15 protein-coding genes are annotated in these 17,091 nt (G+C 73.0%); 11 read left to right on the forward strand and 4 right to left on the reverse strand.

All coding sequences use genetic code 11. The features are described from left to right. The first annotated feature begins 357 nt into the window (after positions 1–357). The 4 genes from C2865_RS14845 to def all read left to right on the forward strand — a co-directional run bounded on the left by C2865_RS14845 (position 358) and on the right by def (position 4,545). Entirely contained in the window at positions 358–1,794 is a 1,437-nt protein-coding gene (locus C2865_RS14845) for an MFS transporter (protein WP_232835602.1), read from the forward strand. 585 nt (positions 1,795–2,379) lie between these two features. After that, on the forward strand, positions 2,380–2,880 hold the full coding sequence (locus C2865_RS14850; protein WP_232835603.1) for a MarR family winged helix-turn-helix transcriptional regulator: 501 nt from the start codon (positions 2,380–2,382) through the stop codon (positions 2,878–2,880). A gap of 55 nt (positions 2,881–2,935) precedes the next feature. Next, positions 2,936–3,787: an SDR family NAD(P)-dependent oxidoreductase gene (locus tag C2865_RS14855; RefSeq protein ID WP_106399047.1), complete on the forward strand. Its 852-nt coding sequence runs from the start codon at positions 2,936–2,938 to the stop codon at positions 3,785–3,787. A gap of 224 nt (positions 3,788–4,011) precedes the next feature. Further along, positions 4,012–4,545 carry a peptide deformylase gene (def, locus tag C2865_RS14860; RefSeq protein ID WP_106399048.1) on the forward strand — a complete coding sequence of 178 codons (534 nt, stop codon included), beginning with the start codon at positions 4,012–4,014 and terminating at the stop codon, positions 4,543–4,545. 356 nt (positions 4,546–4,901) lie between these two features. Here the strand turns inward: def and C2865_RS14865 are convergent, their stop codons facing one another. After that, positions 4,902–5,390 carry a hypothetical protein gene (locus C2865_RS14865; protein WP_106399049.1) on the reverse strand — a complete coding sequence of 163 codons (489 nt, stop codon included), beginning with the start codon at positions 5,388–5,390 and terminating at the stop codon, positions 4,902–4,904. A gap of 463 nt (positions 5,391–5,853) precedes the next feature. Here C2865_RS14865 and C2865_RS14870 point away from each other — a divergent pair, with 463 nt between their 5' ends. The 3 genes from C2865_RS14870 to C2865_RS14880 all read left to right on the forward strand — a co-directional run bounded on the left by C2865_RS14870 (position 5,854) and on the right by C2865_RS14880 (position 8,375). Further along, positions 5,854–6,240 (forward strand): SdpI family protein, encoded by a 387-nt coding sequence (locus C2865_RS14870; protein ID WP_106399050.1) that lies wholly within the window; start codon positions 5,854–5,856, stop codon positions 6,238–6,240. 110 nt (positions 6,241–6,350) lie between these two features. Beyond that, a complete protein-coding gene (locus C2865_RS14875) occupies positions 6,351–6,770 on the forward strand; it encodes a pyridoxamine 5'-phosphate oxidase family protein (protein ID WP_106399364.1) in 420 nt (139 codons plus the stop codon). 537 nt (positions 6,771–7,307) lie between these two features. Continuing rightward, positions 7,308–8,375 carry an MBL fold metallo-hydrolase gene (locus C2865_RS14880; RefSeq protein ID WP_106399051.1) on the forward strand — a complete coding sequence of 356 codons (1,068 nt, stop codon included), beginning with the start codon at positions 7,308–7,310 and terminating at the stop codon, positions 8,373–8,375. Positions 8,376–8,570: 195 nt separating this feature from the next. On the opposite strand, the gene C2865_RS14885 is transcribed toward C2865_RS14880, so the two are convergent. Both C2865_RS14885 and C2865_RS14890 read right to left on the reverse strand, forming a co-directional pair. After that, the gene (locus tag C2865_RS14885; protein WP_232835604.1) at positions 8,571–10,190 is read right to left on the reverse strand and encodes a DHA2 family efflux MFS transporter permease subunit; all 1,620 of its coding nucleotides are present in this window, start codon (positions 10,188–10,190) and stop codon (positions 8,571–8,573) included. A gap of 4 nt (positions 10,191–10,194) precedes the next feature. Beyond that, the gene (locus C2865_RS14890) at positions 10,195–10,761 is read right to left on the reverse strand and encodes a pentapeptide repeat-containing protein (protein WP_106399052.1); all 567 of its coding nucleotides are present in this window, start codon (positions 10,759–10,761) and stop codon (positions 10,195–10,197) included. A gap of 57 nt (positions 10,762–10,818) precedes the next feature. Between C2865_RS14890 and C2865_RS14895 the strand changes: the two genes are divergently transcribed. Continuing rightward, a complete protein-coding gene (locus C2865_RS14895; protein ID WP_106399053.1) occupies positions 10,819–11,403 on the forward strand; it encodes a class I SAM-dependent methyltransferase in 585 nt (194 codons plus the stop codon). A 3-nt stretch (positions 11,404–11,406) separates the two neighbouring features. Here the strand turns inward: C2865_RS14895 and C2865_RS14900 are convergent, their stop codons facing one another. Continuing rightward, entirely contained in the window at positions 11,407–14,304 is a 2,898-nt protein-coding gene (locus C2865_RS14900) for an AMP-binding protein (protein ID WP_232835605.1), read from the reverse strand. A gap of 133 nt (positions 14,305–14,437) precedes the next feature. Between C2865_RS14900 and C2865_RS14905 the strand changes: the two genes are divergently transcribed. The 3 genes from C2865_RS14905 to C2865_RS14915 are packed head-to-tail and all read left to right on the forward strand — an operon-like array spanning position 14,438 to position 17,066. Then, positions 14,438–15,247 carry a lysophospholipid acyltransferase family protein gene (locus C2865_RS14905; RefSeq protein WP_106399055.1) on the forward strand — a complete coding sequence of 270 codons (810 nt, stop codon included), beginning with the start codon at positions 14,438–14,440 and terminating at the stop codon, positions 15,245–15,247. A 53-nt stretch (positions 15,248–15,300) separates the two neighbouring features. Continuing rightward, positions 15,301–16,278 (forward strand): alpha/beta hydrolase, encoded by a 978-nt coding sequence (locus C2865_RS14910; RefSeq protein ID WP_106399056.1) that lies wholly within the window; start codon positions 15,301–15,303, stop codon positions 16,276–16,278. After that, entirely contained in the window at positions 16,278–17,066 is a 789-nt protein-coding gene (locus C2865_RS14915) for a TIGR03084 family metal-binding protein (protein ID WP_106399057.1), read from the forward strand. The genes C2865_RS14910 and C2865_RS14915 overlap by 1 nt, the downstream gene beginning before the upstream one ends. Positions 17,067–17,091 lie beyond the last annotated feature (25 nt).

Consider the following 17,091-nt stretch of genomic DNA (forward strand, 5'->3'; position numbering starts at 1 on the left):
AGAAACGGAGGAACTATCTCCGCTTCTGCGGTGCCCGGCGGACCGGAAGAGGGTTACCCCCCCATTCTCGCCGCCTCGCCTCCCCGCAAGACCGCCGGTGCCGGCCCGCTCATGCGGACTCCGACCCCGACGCCTTCCCGGGCTCGGCATCACGTCCTCGCAGACGTGAAGGAACCCGCTCCGGCATCCCGGCCTTCACCTCCAGACCGGGGAAACACCTGCCGCAAGACGGATGCCCCGGGCCTTCGCCTTCCCCGGAAATGCCGATATGTAGGATGCACATCTAGTGCACCATGCACATGAAGGGCCTGCGCCACGCAACGCGCGCACGCGCTTCCTCCCCCCGTTGGAGCACCTTTGTCCTCGCCCTCCCCCCGTACCGCGCGCAGCGGCCCGATCGTCGCCGTCCTGGCCGGCGCCGGCATCACGGTCTCCCTGATGCAGACCCTGATCGTCCCGCTGATCGGCGAACTGCCCGTCCTCCTGGACACCAACGCCACCGACGCCTCCTGGACGCTCACCTCGACCCTGCTGGCCGGCGCGGTCGCCACCCCCGTCTTCGGACGGCTCGGCGACCTCTACGGCAAACGGCGGCTCATGCTGGCGTGCACCGCGCTGCTCACCCTCGGCTCCCTCATCTGCGCGCTGAGCAGCACGCTCATCCCGGTCGTGGCCGGCCGCACCCTCCAGGGTTTCGGCCTGCCCCTCGTCTCGCTGGGCATCAGCGTGATGCGCGACGTCCTGCCGCCCGAGCGGCTCGGCTCGGCGATGGCGCTGATGAGCTCCTCGCTGGGCGTCGGCGGCGCGATGGGGCTCCCCCTGGCCGCGGCCATCGCCCAGAAGACCGACTGGCACGCCCTGTTCTGGTTGTCGTCGGCGGGGGGCGTGGTGATCGGCGTGCTGCTGCTGGCGGTCGTGCCCGAGTCCTCCGTCCGCGCCCGCAGCAGGTTCGACCTGCCCGGCACGGTCGGGCTCACCATCGGCCTGGTGTGCCTGCTGCTCGCCGTCACCAAGGGCCAGGACTGGGGCTGGAGCAGCGGCACCGTCCTCGGGCTGCTCGTCGCCGCCCTGATCGTGTTCCTGGTGTGGGGGCGCTGGGAGCTGCGGACGCCCGCGCCGCTGGTCGACCTGCGGGTCAGCGCCGGACGCCAGATCCTGGTCACCAACCTGGCCTCCGTCCTGATCGGGTTCTCCATGTACGCGATGTCGCTGGTCGTCATCCAGGTGCTGCAACTGCCCGAGAGCACCGGCTACGGCATGGGGCAGTCGATGATCCAGGCCGGCCTGTGGATGGCTCCCGGCGGTCTGGTGATGATGGCGGTGTCACCGTTCGCGGCCAGGCTCGTCGCCGCCCGCGGCGCGAAGACCGCGCTGACGCTCGGCGCGCTGGTCATCTCCCTCGGCTACACCCTGGCCGCGTTCCTGATGGAGGCGCCCTGGCAGATGTTGCTCTTCACGATGCTGATCAGCGCGGGTATCGGCCTGTCCTACGCCTCCATGCCCGCCCTGATCATGAGCGCGGTGCCGCTGACGGAGACCGCCGCGGCCAACGGCCTGAACTCGCTGGCCCGCTCGATCGGCACCTCGGCCTCCGCCGCGGTGGTCGGCGTCGTCCTCGCGCACATGACGGTGCCCTTCGGCCCCGTCCCCATCCCCTCCGAAGCCGGCTTCCGCACCGGCCTCGCGATCGGCGCCGGCTCCGCACTGCTGGCGGCCCTGGTCGCCCTGGCCCTCCCCCGACACCGCCCTCCGCTCCCCACCCCGGCCGAACCCCCCGTGAAAGCCGCCGCATGACCGCCCTTCCCCGAACCCCCGCCTCCCCGGGACATCACCCCACAACTCACCGCGCCACAGAACAACACGCCGCAGCCCACCACCCCGCAAACCACCGCGCCGCAGAACAACAGGCCGCAGGATGCCAAGCCACAACCCACCACCCCACAGGACAACGCGCCGCAGAACACCGACCCGAGCAGCCGGCAGGGCACCGGTTCACCGGACGTCGGTCCGACCGGCCGGTAGAGCGCCGGGCCGCAGAACACCGATCCAACCGGACCGCAGCTCATCGGATCGCAAGGCACCGGACCGCAAGACCCCGACCCGGCCGGGCCGTGAAGCACCGGACCGCAGCGCATCGGGCCGAGGGGCTCCCGGGCCTCCGGGCCACAGAACGCCGATCCGCAGAACGCCGGTCCACAGGACGCCGGACCGAGGGGCACCGGGGCCTCCGGGCCGCAGGACGCCGATCCGCGGGATGCCGGGCCGACCGGAACGCGGGCTGTCGGGCCGCGGCCCGGCGGGTTGCGGGGATCGGGTTGTGAGGGGTCGGGGCTCGGGAGGAAGCGCATGTCCTTCGAGAGAGGCAAGAGGAGGAACGTGGTGAGGGCTGAGGAGGAGATCGGCCGGATCGAGCGGGAGCTGATGGCGCTCGGGCGGCATGTCTCCGTGGGGGGTATCGGTGACTGCACGCGGCCGCCGGGCGACGGGCGGCTGGAGCGCAGCGCCTACCTTCTGCTGAGCCGGATCGAGGTGGCCGGGCCGCTGTCCATCGGGGAGCTCTCCGACGCGTTCGGGCTCGACGCCTCCACCGTCAACCGGCAGACGGCGGCGATGTCGCGGTCCGGTCTCGTCGAGCGCATCGCCGACCCGGCGGGCGGCCTCGCCCGCAAGTTCCGCGCCACGCCGGAGGGCCTGGCGCGGCTGCACCGCCACCGGGCCTGGCTCACCCGGGGGCTCGAACGGATCCTCACCGGCTGGAACGACGACGACGTGCGCGTGCTCGCCGACTCCCTCGCACGGCTCAACGAGGGCATCGAACTGGCGCAGCGCCGGGCCCGGCCGGCGGGCGAGCCGCCCGCCGACCTCGCCGCCGAAGGGTGAAACCTGCCGTAACTAGGCCTTTGAACCGGCCAGAGCCGGTGTTAGCGTCACCCGCATGTTGCGAATGCGGACCCCCTCCCTGCGCGGACGCCGAGTGCTCATCACCGGCGCGGCCCGCGGTATCGGCGCTGCCCTCGCCCGCCGCCTGCACCAGCGCGGAGCCCGCGTCCTGCTCACCGGCCTGGAACCGGAGCTGCTGGCCAAGGTCGCGGCCGAGTGCGGCGACGCCCCCTGGCTGCCCGCCGACGTCGCCGACCGCGCGGGGCTGGCCTCCGCCGTCGACGACCTCGTCGAGACCGCCGGAGGCCTGGACGTCGTCGTCGCCAACGCCGGCATCGCCTGCCAGTGGCCCGTCCTCACCGGCGACCCGGCCGTGCTGGAGAAGACGTTCCAGGTCAACGTCCTCGGCACCTACAACACCCTGCGCGCCGCCGGACCGCACATCTCCCACCCGCGGGGCTACGCCCTGGCCGTCGCCTCCCTCGCCGCGGCCGTCCGCGCCCCGCTGCTGGGCGCCTACAGCTCCTCCAAGGCGGCCGTCGAGGCCCTGGGCGACACGCTGCGCGTCGAACTCCGCCCCACCGGCGCCAAGGTGGGCGTCGCCTACTTCGCCGAACTCGACACCGACATGACCCACCGCGGCTTCGACACCCGGGCCGTCTCCGCCATGCGCACCGCGGGCTCCACCTTCACCGGCGTCACCCCTCTCAAGGCCGGGATCGACGCCCTGGAGACCGGCATCGCCTGGCGTTCCCGCCGCGTCTACGCCCCCCTCTGGGTCGGGCCCCTCCTTCCCGCCCGCGCCGTCGCCCAACGCGTCTTCGAACTCCTCATCGCCCCCTCCGTCCCCGAGGCCGTCCGTCTCGCCGCCGAAGAGCACCCTCCTTTCACCACTCCGCAGCCCTGACTCCTCCACCGGACCGCACGAAAGGCACCGCCGCCCCGGCCCACCGGGGCCGAACGGGAAGCCGTGACACGGAAGCAGATGGAACCGCACGCGAACCGACGGTTCGTACCGGTTTCCTCAGGCCGAACTCCACGATGACCCCGGATACGGGCCGGACGTGGGGCGGCGGTGCCGGGCCTGCAATAACATGAACGGCGGAATCGGGTCTCTGCGGAGGGAACGGAATGTCGGGGAACGTGCGGCCGATCACGCTTATCGGGGAACCGGTCCTGCACCGGCCGCTCAAGGAGGTCACCGAGTTCGACCAGGCGCTGCGCGACCTGGCCGACGACATGTTCGCCAGCATGTACGAGGCGAACGGGGTGGGCCTGGCCGCCAACCAGATCGGCGTCGACCTGCGGATCTTCGTCTACGACTGCCAGGACGACGAGGGCCGGCAGCACAAGGGCGTGGTGGTCAACCCGACCATCGAGTTCCCCGACCGCGACCGCGTCCTGGACCACGACTCCGAGGGCTGCCTGTCCGTCCCCGGCCCCTACGCCGACGTCGCCCGGGTCGCCCATGTGCACTGCCACGGCTTCGACCTCGACGGCAACCCCGTCAGCCTGCACGGCACCGGTCAGCTCGCCCGCTGCTTCCAGCACGAGACCGACCACCTGAACGGCAAGCTCTACGTCGACCGCCTCCCCGCCAAGGCCCGCAAGCAGGTCCTCAAGGAGTACGAGGCCCGCCGCGCCCAGTCCGCCCAGCCTTCCTGACCCCCCGGCAGAACCCTCCCCGCCCGGATGAGACCGGGATCGGAAGCGAGCCGATCCATACAGATCAGTGAGCGACCCGCCCTCACCGAAAACATCTGGACCCGCCTCGAAAGCGGCCGATCCATCACAGACCGGTGAGCGAACCGCCCCCGCCAGAGGCATTCGGACTCGCCCCAAGAGCAGCCGGTCCATCACAGACCAGTGAGCGAACCGCCCCCACCGGAAGCATTCGGGCTCACCTCGAGCACAGCCGGTCCGTCACAGACCGGTGAGCGACCTGTCCTCGCCCGGGGGTGTCCAGCGGCCGGTCCATCGCAGGCGGTGAGGGGTCGGCGGGTGGTGGGGGCGGCTGCGGGTCAACCCGGGGAGAGGGAGTCGCGGAGCATTCCGGTGAGCCCGTCCAGCTGGGTGACGGTCTGCCCGAAGAGGGCGCGGGCCTCCTCGAGCTGCTCCAGGGCCGAACCGAGTTCGGTGCGGTCGTCGGCCATGAGGATCTCGGCGAAGAGGACCGAGGTGCTGGCCAGCAGGCCGGTGGCCGCGCCCCGGGCGGCGACGCCGGGGAGGCCGGTCAGCTCGCGGACGGTGCGCATGAGGCGTTTGAGCGCCACGGTCGAGCGCTGGCCCTCGGGCAGGACGGAGCGGTACCCCTCGTCGAAGCGGGACCAGTCCCGGCAGCGTCCCCCCGATCCGGCGGCCAGCTCCACCGCCGCCACCAGGCGGCCCGCCAGGTGGGCCGGGTCCTCCGGCGGTCCGGAGGGGGCGGGGTCCTCCGTCTCCTCGGGACGCAGGAGAGCCAGCGCCTGCCGGGCCGCTCCGGGGTCGAACGCGAAACCGTGATCCGTCATCGGTGCCTCTTCTCCAGGTTCTCTGCGTGCGCCGGGGCCCGGCGCGGTCTCCTGGATCCCATGGTGCAGCCGTTCCCGCCCCGCCAACGAACCGAATCAAATTCTGTGGATGACGGGAACACCGGCGCCCGGGAAGGCGGCCGGCAAGAGCCGGTTCGGCCGCCGCCCTCCCGTTCGCCGGCAGTGGCCGGATGCACCCGGTCGCACGCGGTCGTGGTCCCATCCGACCCACATCAAGATCACGGACAGGCACCTCCGCCGAGCGGCAGCCGCGCTACGGTTACGAGAGCATGCACATGGTGGAACCTGCGGAAAACGCGCAGGGCGGCTGATCGGACATGCCGAGAGTGACCTGATCCACATGCCGGACATGCCGGGAGTGGCCTGACCCCCATGAGCGAGCGGAGACGCGAAGCGTCTTCAAGACGGTAGCGGTGATGTCTGTTCTGGTAGGGGAGGAACAATGGATCCGGTTGGAGGATTGGCGGCCGGTGCAGGGCTGATCGCACTGGGCGTGATGATCCACCATGTGAAGAGCCAGGTCACCAGCGGAAACGTTCAGCGCAACTCCGTGATGGGAATCCGGACCAAGGCCACGATGTCTTCGGACAGCGCATGGGAGGCAGGTCATGCCGCGGCGACTCCGCTACTGACGGCGACCTACCTGACCGCTTACATCACGAGCGCCATCACATTCGCCCTCGGCCTGGCGTTGACGCTGGGCGACGTCGAGAATCCAGCTGCCCTCATCATCCCGCTGTGCGGAATCGGCGTGGTTCTCGCGCTCCTTTCGGTGGCGACGGTCAAGGCGAATTCGGCCGCCCGCGCGGCCGGGCGCGCTGATACGTAGTTCGGCCCCGCACAGGATCCACCTCCTGCTGTCCGATCAAGATGCGGTCTCCGAAGCCGCCTGCGGGATGATTGTTCTTCTGGGACGACCCGCTCTCGCGGCGGCGGAACATGGAGGAGAAAACAGTGCTGGAGATCGGTACGGAGATGCTCGCCTTCTGGCGGGAGCGGCACCTGTGCACCCTGACCACGATCCGGCCCGACGGCACCCCGCACGTGGTGCCGGTCGGGGTGACGCTCGACCCCGGGTCCGGGATCGCCCGCGTCATCTGCGACGGCGCCTCGCGCAAGGCCCGCAACGCCGCGCGCGAGGGGGCGCTCGCCGCGGTGTGCCAGGTCGACCGCTCCCGCTGGGCCACGCTGGAGGGGACCGCGCGGGTCCTGCGCGACGCGGATTCCGTCGCCGAGGCCGTCCGCCGCTACGCCGAGCGCTACCACCCGCCCCGCGAGAACCCGAACCGCGTGGTGATCGAGATCAAGATCACCCGCATCCTCGGCAACACCCGCGTCCTCTCCCCGTCCACCGACTGACCGCCACCACCCGAAGCCGAACCACCCACCGCCCGAGAGCCGAACGGCCACCGCCCGGTTGACCCACCGACTGCAAGCCGAACGGCCCACGTCCAAGGGATGCCACCGCCCAGAAGCGAACAGCCGCCGTCAGGTGAATGCCACCGCCCAAAAGCCGATTGGCCTCCTCCTAGGAGCCGGAAGGCCCACCGCCGGGGGTGCCGATGCCCGGAAACCGCACGGTGCCACCGCCCGGAAGTCAAAACACTCGCCGCCCGGGGCACCGTCGTGATCAGCCGGGGCCTCCGGGTGATCGGCACTGCTTCGAAGCGCGACGTGAGAACGGTCTCGGGGTCCAAGGGCCCTGTCCACCTCTGGAAGGCCGGGGCCGTCTCGAGGAGTGCCGTGGGGCGGCTCTGCGGTGCGCGGGTGTTCCGTGGTCTTTCGGGTGGAGGTGGCGGGTGGGGCAAAGGGGGTCGTGGCTCACGCATGGAGTGGGGGGAATCCGGTTAGGGTTCTCGGTGTGACCACCGGTTCAGGACTCCGAGGAGACCGCGCGTGAAGATCCGATTCGGCGTGGTGGCCGCCGCCGCGGTCACCTGGGCCTTCCGCGATGTCCCGCTCGCTTTGGGGGCGCTGGATCCGGGGGCCCGGGTGCGCCGGTCGCCGCACTACCGGGACGGTTCCTTCCACAATCTCTCCGACGGCGGGACGCTTCAGCCGGACACCCGGCAGGCCGCCCGGGAGATGTTGCGCCGGGAGCGGCGCAGGCCGCTGCTGCCCGTCCCGGTGGTGACCCCGCGTTTCGGGCCGCCCGGCGACCTGGAGGTCTGCTGGCTGGGCCACGGCACCTCACTGGTGGACATCGAGGGCAAAAGGGTGCTGTTCGACCCGGTCTTCTCCGAGCGCTGCTCCCCCAGCCGGCTGCTGGGCCCGCAGCGGGTGCACGAGGTGCCGGTGCCGGTGGAGGGCCTGCCGCGGATCGACGTGATCGCGATCTCGCACGACCACTACGACCATCTGGACCTGCCCTCGGTGCGGGCGCTGCTGCGCACCCAGACCGCCCCGTTCGTGGTGCCGCTGGGCGTCGGCGCCCATCTGGAGCGCTGGGGCGTGCCGGCCGCGCGGATCGTCGAGCTCGACTGGGACGAGTCCGCGGTCGTGGCGGGGCTGAAGGTCACCGCCACCCCCGCCCACCACTTCTCCGGCCGCGCCTTCGCCCGCAACCCGACGTTGTGGTGCTCCTTCGTGGTCGCGGGCGGCCGGCGCCGCCTCTACTACAGCGGCGACTCCGGCTATTTCTCCGGGTACGCCCAGATCGGCGCCGCGCACGGCCCGTTCGACGTCACCCTCATGCAGGTGGGCGCCTACAGCCCCGCCTGGCCCGACATCCACATGACCCCGGAGGAGGGCCTGGCCGCCCACCGCGACCTGCGGGGCGAACTGTTCGTCCCGGTGCACTGGGGGACGTTCGTGCTGGCCCCCCACGCCTGGAACGACCCGCCGAACCGGGTCCGCGCCGAGGCCAAGGCGCTCGACCTGCGCGTCGCCATCCCCCGCCCCGGCGAGCGGATCACCGTCGACGGCCCGCCCGACCCCGACGGCTGGTGGGAGCCCCTCGGCTGAGGTCCGGGCAGACCCGGCCGCGCACCAGACGCGAGGTCAGCCGACCCCGCATGATCACCCGAGCCGTCCCCGCCCGCGCGCCATGGGGAAGCGGCCAGGCCACTTCGGTGCGAGGCCAGCCCGACCCGCGTCAGACGCGGGACGATCCGGCCCGTATCAGACGCGAGGTCGACCCGACCCACGCCGGACGCGGGGTCAGCCCGGTCCGCCCGAGGCGGTCTCGCGGGGCGGCGCCCCATTGCGCGGGGGGCGGACCAGGAGGCAGGCGGCGGCGCCCAGGAGGACCGACACGACGGCGAAGGCCTGGGTCGGGCGGACGGCGTCGATGAGGGCCGTTCCGAAGACCTCCTCGGCCAGCAGTCCCACCTGGGGCGGAACGCCCTCGGCGGCGGTCGCGTCCTGCGCGCCCGGTGCCAGACCGCCTTCCGCGGCGCGGGCGAGCCGCGCGACGAAGTCCTCGCGCAGCGGTCCGGGGAGTTCTCCGGAACGTTCCACCGCCCCGGCGCGCAGTTCGGAGGCCATCCGGTTCTGCAGGATCGCCCCCGCCACGGTGCCGCCCAGCACCGAGCCGATCTGGCGGACGGTGTTGTTCACCCCGGAGGCCGACCCCGCAAGGGCGGGCGGGATCTCGCGCATCGCCTCGGTGGCCATCGGGGCGAACACGCAGCCGGTCCCCAGGCCCGCGACGGTCATCGGGGCCAGGAAGACCGTCCAGTGGGCGTCCAGGCTCAGCACCAGCGACAACCAGGTCAGGCCCAGCGCGTACAGCAGCATCCCGAACATCAGGATGCGCTTGCCCCCGATCCGGTCGGAGAGCCGTCCCGCGGCCGGCGCCACCACCATCCCCATCACCGAGCAGGGCGCCAGCAGCAGGCCCGTCTTCAGCGCCGGGTAGCCCAGCACGGCCTGCAGGTAGAGCGAGATCGGCAGGAACATCCCGACCATGCCGATGGACACCGTCAGGCCGACCAGGCTGAGGACGGTGAAGTTCCGCCGCAGGAACAACGCGAACGGCACGAGGGGCTCGGCGCCCTGGCGCCGCGCCTGCTGGAGGGCGAACAGGCACAGGATCGCGGCCGAGGCGGCGAACGATCCCAGGATCACGCCGTTCCAGCCGTACCGCTCGCCCTCGGTGAGGGCGAAGGCCAGGAAGAACAGCCCGAGGGTGGCCAGGAGGACGCCGGGCAGGTCCAGCCGGTGCTCCCGCGAGTACCGCACGTCCGGGATGACCGCTGGGGCCAGCACCAGGACCAGGATCCCGATCGGCACGTTGACGAAGAAGATCCACCGCCAGTCCAGCAGGCTGACCAGCACCCCGCCGACGGTCGGCCCCGCGATGGTGGCCAGCCCGGCGACACCGCCCCAGATCCCCATCGCCGCGCCCCGCCGGTCCGCCGGGAAGGTCGCGATGATCAGGGCCATGGTCTGCGGCACGAGCAGCGCGGCGCCCAGCCCCTGCAGCAGCCGGGCGGCGATCAGCTGCCAGGGTTCCTGCGCCAGGCCGCACAGCAGCGAGGCGCCGGTGAAGACCGCCACGCCCAGCATGAACATCCGCCGCTGGCCGCGCAGGTCGCCCAGCCGGCCCGCGGTGATCAGCAGGACCGCCAGGACGAGGGTGTAGCCGTTGACGACCCACAACACCTCGTCGAGGGAGGCGCCCAGCCTGTCGATCATGTTGGGGAGGGCGATGTTGACGATCGTCAGGTCCAGCAGGGTCATGAAGAAGCCCAGGGACAACGTCAGCAGGATCGCCCACGGGTCGCCGCGCCAGCGGCGCGGGGACGGGGTCACGGCCGGCGACGGCGCGGCGTCCACACCGTCAGTGGTCTCTGATGCGCAGCCCCAGGGCTCCGACGAGCTCCATGGCCTGGCGGGGGTCGATGACGGCGCCGTTGAGGCGGGTGCTGCGGGGGTCCATGGCCGACAGGTCGCTGCCGCGCAGGTCGCAGTTGTCGAAGACGGCGCGGTCCATGCGGGCGCCGGACAGGTCGCAGTCGCGCACGGCGCCGTCGACGAAGCGGGCACCGCCCAGTTCGGCCTCGCGCAGGCGGACGCCGCGCAGGGAGCAGCCGCTGAGGTCGGCCTTGGCCAGGTCCACCGACGACCAGTCGCCGCCTTCGGCCCGCAGCAGCCCGTAGCGGCACGCCTCGAACCTGCTGCCGGTGAACCGGCACCGTTCGAACGTGGCGTCGAAGAAGTCGCAGTTGACGAAGGTGCAGCCCGCGAACTCCGCGTCCCCGTGCGCCGAGGCGTTGAACCGCACGTCACGGAAGGTGCAGCCGATGAAGGAGGCGCCCTTGTTGGCCACCTCGGTCATGTCGTCCGCCACGAAGACCCGGCCCGTGAAGGCCTCCCCGGCGCCGATCTCCCTGCCGTTCCAGTCCATGGCTTCAGAGTACGTTCCGGATGCCGGGCGCCCCGGGGCCAGGCCTACGATCGAGGTATGGAAGCCGGGGACTGGGACCGCAAGTACGCCGGGAAAGAGCTGCTCTGGTCGGTCGAGCCGAACCGTTTCGTGGCCGAGGGGCTGGCGGGGCTGCCGCCGGGCCGGGCGCTGGACCTGGCCTGCGGCGAGGGCCGCAACGCGCTCTGGCTGGCGTCGCGCGGCTGGCGGGTCAGGGCGGTCGACTTCTCGTCCGTGGCGGTCTCCCGGGCGCGGGAGCTCGACCGGGAGGGCGCCGTCGAGTGGGAGGTCGCCGATCTGACCCGCTACCCCTTCCCCGTGGCCGAGGAGGACCTGGTGCTCGTCTCCTACCTGCACCTGCCGCCCGAGCCGATGCGCCCTCTGCTGGCGGACGCGGCCCGTGCCCTCGCCCCCGGCGGGACGCTGTTCTTCGTCGGGCACGACCTGGAGAACCTCGAGCACGGCACCGGCGGCCCCCAGGATCCCGACGTCCTGCACACCCCCGAGGCCGTCGCCGGAGCCCTGGAGGGACTCGAGATCGTCCGGGCCGAGAGGGTCACCCGCCAGGTGGGCGAGCGCGCCGCGATCGACACCCTCGTGGTGGCCAGGGCGCCCGGAGCCTGACGCCTACAGCGTGCGCAGCCGTTCCCGGTCGGCGTCGGTGAGCGGCCGGTAGCGCCCGCCGGAGTCGCGGAAGTAGGCGGTCCCCGTGTCGGGGATCCCCTCCTCGCGCAGCGTCCCGGTGAGCAGGCGCGCGTACGCGCTGGTCTCGATCTCCTCGACGACGCGGATGAGGTCGGGTCCTTCGTCGGGGAAGGCCGTGGTGAAGTCCTCCGAGGAGACCGGCGCGCGCAGCGTCACCGCGGCGGCCAGCAGCTCGAACCGGCCTGCGGGGATGCCGTAGGCCACGGCCAGGTCGACGCCGGGCACGTCGCCGATGCGGTCGCGGACGGATGCCGTCGGCACCGTGCCCCGCGGTGTGCGGACGAGTTCCGAGGTCCGTCCGGCCATCCAGTAGTCGCCGTCCTCGTCGCGCTGGAAGAGGTCGCCCGTCGCCACCCAGGAGTCGCCCGGCTCGAAGACGCCGCGCAGCGGGTCGGGGGTGCCGCCGCCGCGGGCCAGCAGCAGGCCCGTCTCCCCGGGTTCGCAGCGGACGGCGAACCCGTCCTTGCCCGGCACGATCAGCCCGCGGTCGAGGTCGTACCGCACGATGCGCACGCGGGCGCTGCCCGGCAGCGGACGGCCGGGCGAGCCCCGCTTCTTGCCGGTCAGGTTCACCAGCACCGCCCCGCCGGAGCTGGAGGCGTAGAACTCCAGGACGCGGGCGGGCGCGAACCGCGTCTCCAGCCGCCGCCACAGCCCGCGCGGCATGCCGGAGCCGATGAACAGCCGGACCGAGTGGTGGCGCTCCCCCGGGTGCGGCGGCGCCTCGACCAGCCCGTGCAGCAGCGTCCAGGTGTAGGAGACGACGGTGACGCCGTACCTGCGCGCCTCCTCCCAGAACGTCGCCGGTTCGTAGGAGGTGGCCAGCGCCAGCCGGGCGCCGCCCGCGATCGCCCCGCCGAGGCTCATCAGCAGCGTGGACGGGTGCGAGAGCGGGGCGAGGCTGTAGACGGTGTCGGCCGGGGAAAGCGCGGCCGAGGAGGCGGTGCCGAAGGCCGACAGCGCCCAGCGCCGGTTGGTGATCCGGCTGACCCGGATGCCGTCTCCGGAGCCGGTGAACAGGATGAACGCCAGGTCGCCGGCGTGCCCGGGGTTGGGCTCGTACCAGCCGGGCAGCTCGACCCCGCGCGGGTCGACGCGCTCCAGGTCGGCCTGGCCGGCCTCCCGCTCGCCGCCGCCCAGCAGGTGCACCTCGACGCCCTCGACGAGCCTGGCGTGCTCGGGGTCGGCCACGACGCGGGTGACCTGGCCCAGCGCCAGCTCCTGCGCCAGGTCGCCGTCCGGGCGCAGCAGCACCGCGACCGCGCCGAGCCGGTTCAGCGCCGCGACCAGCGCCAGCGCGCTGGGCCTGGTGCCCATGAGCACCCCGATGTGCTCGCCCTGGCGGACCCCGATGGAGACGAGGCCGCGCACGACGCCGTCGATGCGGCGTTTGGCGGCGGCGTGGGTGTGCGCCCTGTCCTCGAACAGGAAGAAGATGTCGCCGGGCGCGCGGCGGGCGTTCTCGTCCAGCAGCAGCCCCAGCGACACGCGGGTGTCGCCGGCGATGCGCTCCAGGCGGGCCAGGCGGGGCAGCAGCTCGGCGGCGGCCTCCCCGAACTCCACGACGCCCCGGACCGCGGCGGCGGTGGTGCCGGCGGCCGAGCGCAGCGCGCCCGCCCCGACCTGGACGGCGAGCTCCATGCCGTAGGCGATCCGGCCCTTGCCGGACTCGTCCTCCCGCACCGGGCCGACCTCCGGCGGCACCATGCCCTGCCCGGCCCGCCAGTGCACCCAGCCCGCGACGACCGGCCAGGTGGACGCCGCCGCGTGCGCGCCGGCGACCAGGCCGAAGTGGCCGGTGCGCTGGCACACCTCGTACACCTCGGCGCGCGGCGCGGCCCGGACGATGCCCCGCACCATGGGCGGCGGGGCGATCTCGTCGACCTCGCCGACGAAGGCGAGCACCGGGCAGTCGATGTCGGCGAGGGTCACCAGCCGGTCGCCGATGACGAAGCCGCCGCGCAGCATGCGGTTGTGCGCGACGAACTGGCGCAGGAAGTCGGCGAGGGCGGGTCCCGGCCAGGCCGCCCAGCCCTCGCTCTGCATGAAGCGCCGCTGCCGCTCGCGCGGGGCCAGCACCTCGCGGTCGTGCAGCTGCAGCAGGAACTCCAGCCGGTTGCGGACGGACTTGGTGGGGCTGAGCACCTGGAACGCCGAGCGGGTCACCCAGCCGGGGATGGACAGGCCGGGAAGGCCGGGCAGGTCGCCGAGCAGGTCGACGAACGGCCGCCGGGGCACCCAGCCGGGCACGCCGAAGGGGTTGGCCGCGTCCAGGTCGGCCGGGCTGCCGAAGGTGACGAGCGACTCGACGCCCTCGCTGCGCCGGTAGGCGGCCGTCTGGTAGGCGAACATGCCGCCCTGGGAGTAGCCGCCCAGGTGCACGTCCCGGCCGGTGATCTCCTTGATGCGGTCGATGGCGTCGCTGACGGCCAGCACGTGGTCGGCGATCGAGCGGCGCAGGCCGCCCGGCTCCCGCTCGGGCCGGCCGAAGTCGACGACCCAGGCGTCGAGCCCGAGGTCGTGCAGGACGGCCACCGCGCTGGCCGCGGGGGAGATGTCGTAGATCTCGGCGGTGAGCATCAGGGGCGGCACCAGCAGCACCGCGGGCCGTTCGCCGAGGGTGTCGGGGAAGTAGCGGCGCAGCCGGTAGACGGGCTGTTCGGCCACCACCTGGTAGGGCGACGCCTCCTCGTCCGTGCGCAGCCCGCCGAAGCGGGCCACCTCCAGCACGTTCTGCGCGGTCGCGCTCGCTCCGCGCGCCAGCCGGTCTCCCAGGCGGACGAGGTTCTTGGGCAACGGTGCCGTCAGACGCTCCCTCACACCGGCCATCGTCGTCGTTCCCCGGGCCGTGGTCAACGGGCGACGTGCCGGTGAAGGTCCGGTGACGAACCCCACACACCGCTCCCGACCGTTGTTGATTCCCTGTCGAATAACGCCCCCTAGGCTCGGTGGCATGGCCTCCCCCACCGCCTGGACCCCGCCCCACCCCGCCCTGCTGGCGGCACTGGACGTCGCGCTGGCCCCCGTGCGGGCGCTGAACGCCCCCGTCTTCCACGGCATCGAGAACGTGCCGTCGCAGGGGCCCGCCCTGCTGGTGGGCAACCACACCGTGATGCCGCTGCTGGACGTCCCGGTGATGATGGCCGAGATCCGGGCGAGGCGCGGGGTGTGGATCCGGTCGGTGGCCGACCACGTCCACTGGCGGGTGCCGCTCTGGCGGGACGTCCTGCGCGTCGGCGGCTGCGTCGACGGCACCCGCGAGAACTGCCGGCGGATGCTGGCCGACGGCCAGACCGTGCTGGTCTTCCCCGGCGGCGCCTACGAGGTGACCCGGTTCCACGGCCAGAAGTACCAGCTGGCCTGGCGGGAGCGGCTCGGCTTCGTGCGGATGGCGATCGAGGCGGGCTGCCCGATCATCCCGTTCGGCGCGGTCGGGGCGGAGGACCAGTTCCCCCTCCTGGTCGGCGCCGAGCACCTCCTGCAGGCGCCGATGCGCGCCCTCAGCCGCCGCGTCCTGCGCCGCCGCGACGAGCTGGTCGTGCCCGTCATCGGCCTGGACCCGCGCCCCGAGCGCCTCTACTTCTCCTTCGGTGAGCCGATCGAGACGGCGCAGTGGGCCGGGTGCGAGGACGACGTCGTCGCGCTCACCGAGGCGCGCGACCTGGTCCGCAAGACGGTCGCGGGCCTGGTGGACGATTTGCTGGCCGAGCAGTCGGCCGATCCGGGCCGCCGCCCCTGGGGAAGGCTTTCGTGCAGGCGGTGATGCACCGCACAATCGGGTGAGCGTTCCAACCCCCAGCCCGCAGGAGGCCTCCCATGGACCCCGTCCCCCTGGTCATCGAACGGCACCCCCATGTCAGCTGGCGGGCCAGGGCGCTCGCCGCGGGGGTGCGGGCCGTCCTGACGCCCGCGATCCGGCGGGTGCCCCAGGGGCCGATCGACTTCCACCGCGCCGCCTCCCTGGACCGGATGGCCCGGCGCGCCCGCCCGCCCAGGGGCAGCCGTGTCGAGCGCGTCCGGCTCGACGGCTTCCACGCCGAGTGGGTGCACGGGCCGGGGGTCGGCCGCGACCGCTCCCGGATCATCCTCTATTTCCACGGCGGCGGCTGGATCTCCTGCGGCCTCAACACCCACCGGCGCATGATCGCCCACCTGTCGGCCGCCGCGGGGATCCCCGCGCTGTCCGTCGCCTACCGGATGCTGCCCGAGGTCACCTTCGCCGAGGAGGCGCTGGACTGCCTGGCCGCCTACAGGTGGCTGCTGGAGCAGGGCGTGGAGCCGCAGGACGTCGTGATGTCCGGCGACTCCGCCGGCGGCTACCTCACGTTCGCCACCGCGCTGCTGGCCCGCAAGGACGGGCTGCCGCAGCCGGCCGGGCTGATCGCCCTGTCCCCCATGCTCGACATGGACCTGACCGCGAAGTCCGCGCACCCGAACGCCGAGCTCGACCGGGTCAGCCTCATGCCGCTGCTGGACGCCTTCATCGCCGAGATCCTCGGCGACCTCGACCCGCTGGACCCCGAGGTCTCCCCCATCCAGGCCGACCTGCGCGGGCTCCCGCCGTCCTACCTGTGCTGCAGCTCCAGCGAGGTGCTGGCCTGCGACTCCGAGACGATGGCCGAGCGGCTCGCCGCCGCGGGGGTCCCCACGCGGCTGCAGACCTGGGCCGGGCAGCTGCACGTCTTCCAGATGTTCGGTTCCGCGCTGCCGGAGTCCAAAGCCGCCATCGACACCTACGGGGAGTGGGTCCGCGACGCCCTGGGCAGGGCCCGCAAGAAGGAGGAGGCCGCCTGATGGACATCTTCGCCGACCTCGCCGCCGAGGGCGAGGAGCTGGACGCGCTCGTCGCCGGCCTGCCGCCGGAGCGGTGGGCGCTGCCCACCCCCGCCGAGGGCTGGACCATCGCCCACCAGATCGCCCACCTGATGTGGACGGACAGGCAGGCCGCGCTGGCGGCCGCCGACCCCGGGGCCTTCGTGGAGTCGCTGCGGCACTCCGCGCCCGACCTGGTGGAGCGGGGCGCCGACCCCTCGGCGTACCCGCCGGGCGGGCTGCTGGCGGCCTGGCGCAGGAGCCGGGCCGAGGTCGCCGAGGCGCTGCGCGCCGTCCCGCCCGGCCGCAGGGTGCCCTGGTTCGGGCCGCCGATGGCCGCGCCCAGCATGGCCACCGCCCGGCTCATGGAGACCTGGGCGCACGGCCAGGACGTCGCCGACGCCCTGGGGGTGGTGCGCCGGCCCACCCACCGGCTGCGGCACGTGGCGCACATCGCCGTGCGGGCCAGGGACTACGCCTTCTCCGTGAACGGGCTGCCCGCCCCGAAGGAGCCGTTCCACGTCGTCCTGGACTCCCCCTCCGGTGACCAGTGGCGCTGGGGGCCCGCCACCGCCTCCCAGACGGTCGCCGGCCCCGCGCTGGACTTCTGCCTGCTGGCGGTGCGCCGCCGCCACCGGGACGACGTGTCCATGACCGCGCGGGGGGCGGACGCCTCCCGCTGGCTCGGCCTCGTCCAGGCCTTCGCCGGCCCGCCCGGCCCCGGGAGGCCGCCCGCCCAGGGGGCTCCCGCGTCGCCGAGTACGCACTGAGTCCCGAATTCCTGTAGGGTTAACA

Source organism: Actinocorallia populi, assembly GCF_002995495.1.
In the GTDB taxonomy this organism is placed as follows: domain Bacteria; phylum Actinomycetota; class Actinomycetes; order Streptosporangiales; family Streptosporangiaceae; genus Actinocorallia; species Actinocorallia populi.

Coding starts and splice junctions, on each gene's coding strand:
- C2865_RS14865 (WP_106399049.1), bottom strand. CDS start 5,390: ATGACGGATCACGGTTTCGCGTTCGACCCCGGAGCGGCCCGGCAGGCG.
- C2865_RS14895 (WP_106399053.1), top strand. CDS start 10,819: ATGGAAGCCGGGGACTGGGACCGCAAGTACGCCGGGAAAGAGCTGCTC.
- C2865_RS14905 (WP_106399055.1), top strand. CDS start 14,438: ATGGCCTCCCCCACCGCCTGGACCCCGCCCCACCCCGCCCTGCTGGCG.
- C2865_RS14910 (WP_106399056.1), top strand. CDS start 15,301: ATGGACCCCGTCCCCCTGGTCATCGAACGGCACCCCCATGTCAGCTGG.
- C2865_RS14890 (WP_106399052.1), bottom strand. CDS start 10,761: ATGGACTGGAACGGCAGGGAGATCGGCGCCGGGGAGGCCTTCACGGGC.
- C2865_RS14915 (WP_106399057.1), top strand. CDS start 16,278: ATGGACATCTTCGCCGACCTCGCCGCCGAGGGCGAGGAGCTGGACGCG.
- C2865_RS14855 (WP_106399047.1), top strand. CDS start 2,936: ATGTTGCGAATGCGGACCCCCTCCCTGCGCGGACGCCGAGTGCTCATC.
- def (WP_106399048.1), top strand. CDS start 4,012: ATGTCGGGGAACGTGCGGCCGATCACGCTTATCGGGGAACCGGTCCTG.
- C2865_RS14875 (WP_106399364.1), top strand. CDS start 6,351: ATGGAGGAGAAAACAGTGCTGGAGATCGGTACGGAGATGCTCGCCTTC.
- C2865_RS14870 (WP_106399050.1), top strand. CDS start 5,854: ATGGATCCGGTTGGAGGATTGGCGGCCGGTGCAGGGCTGATCGCACTG.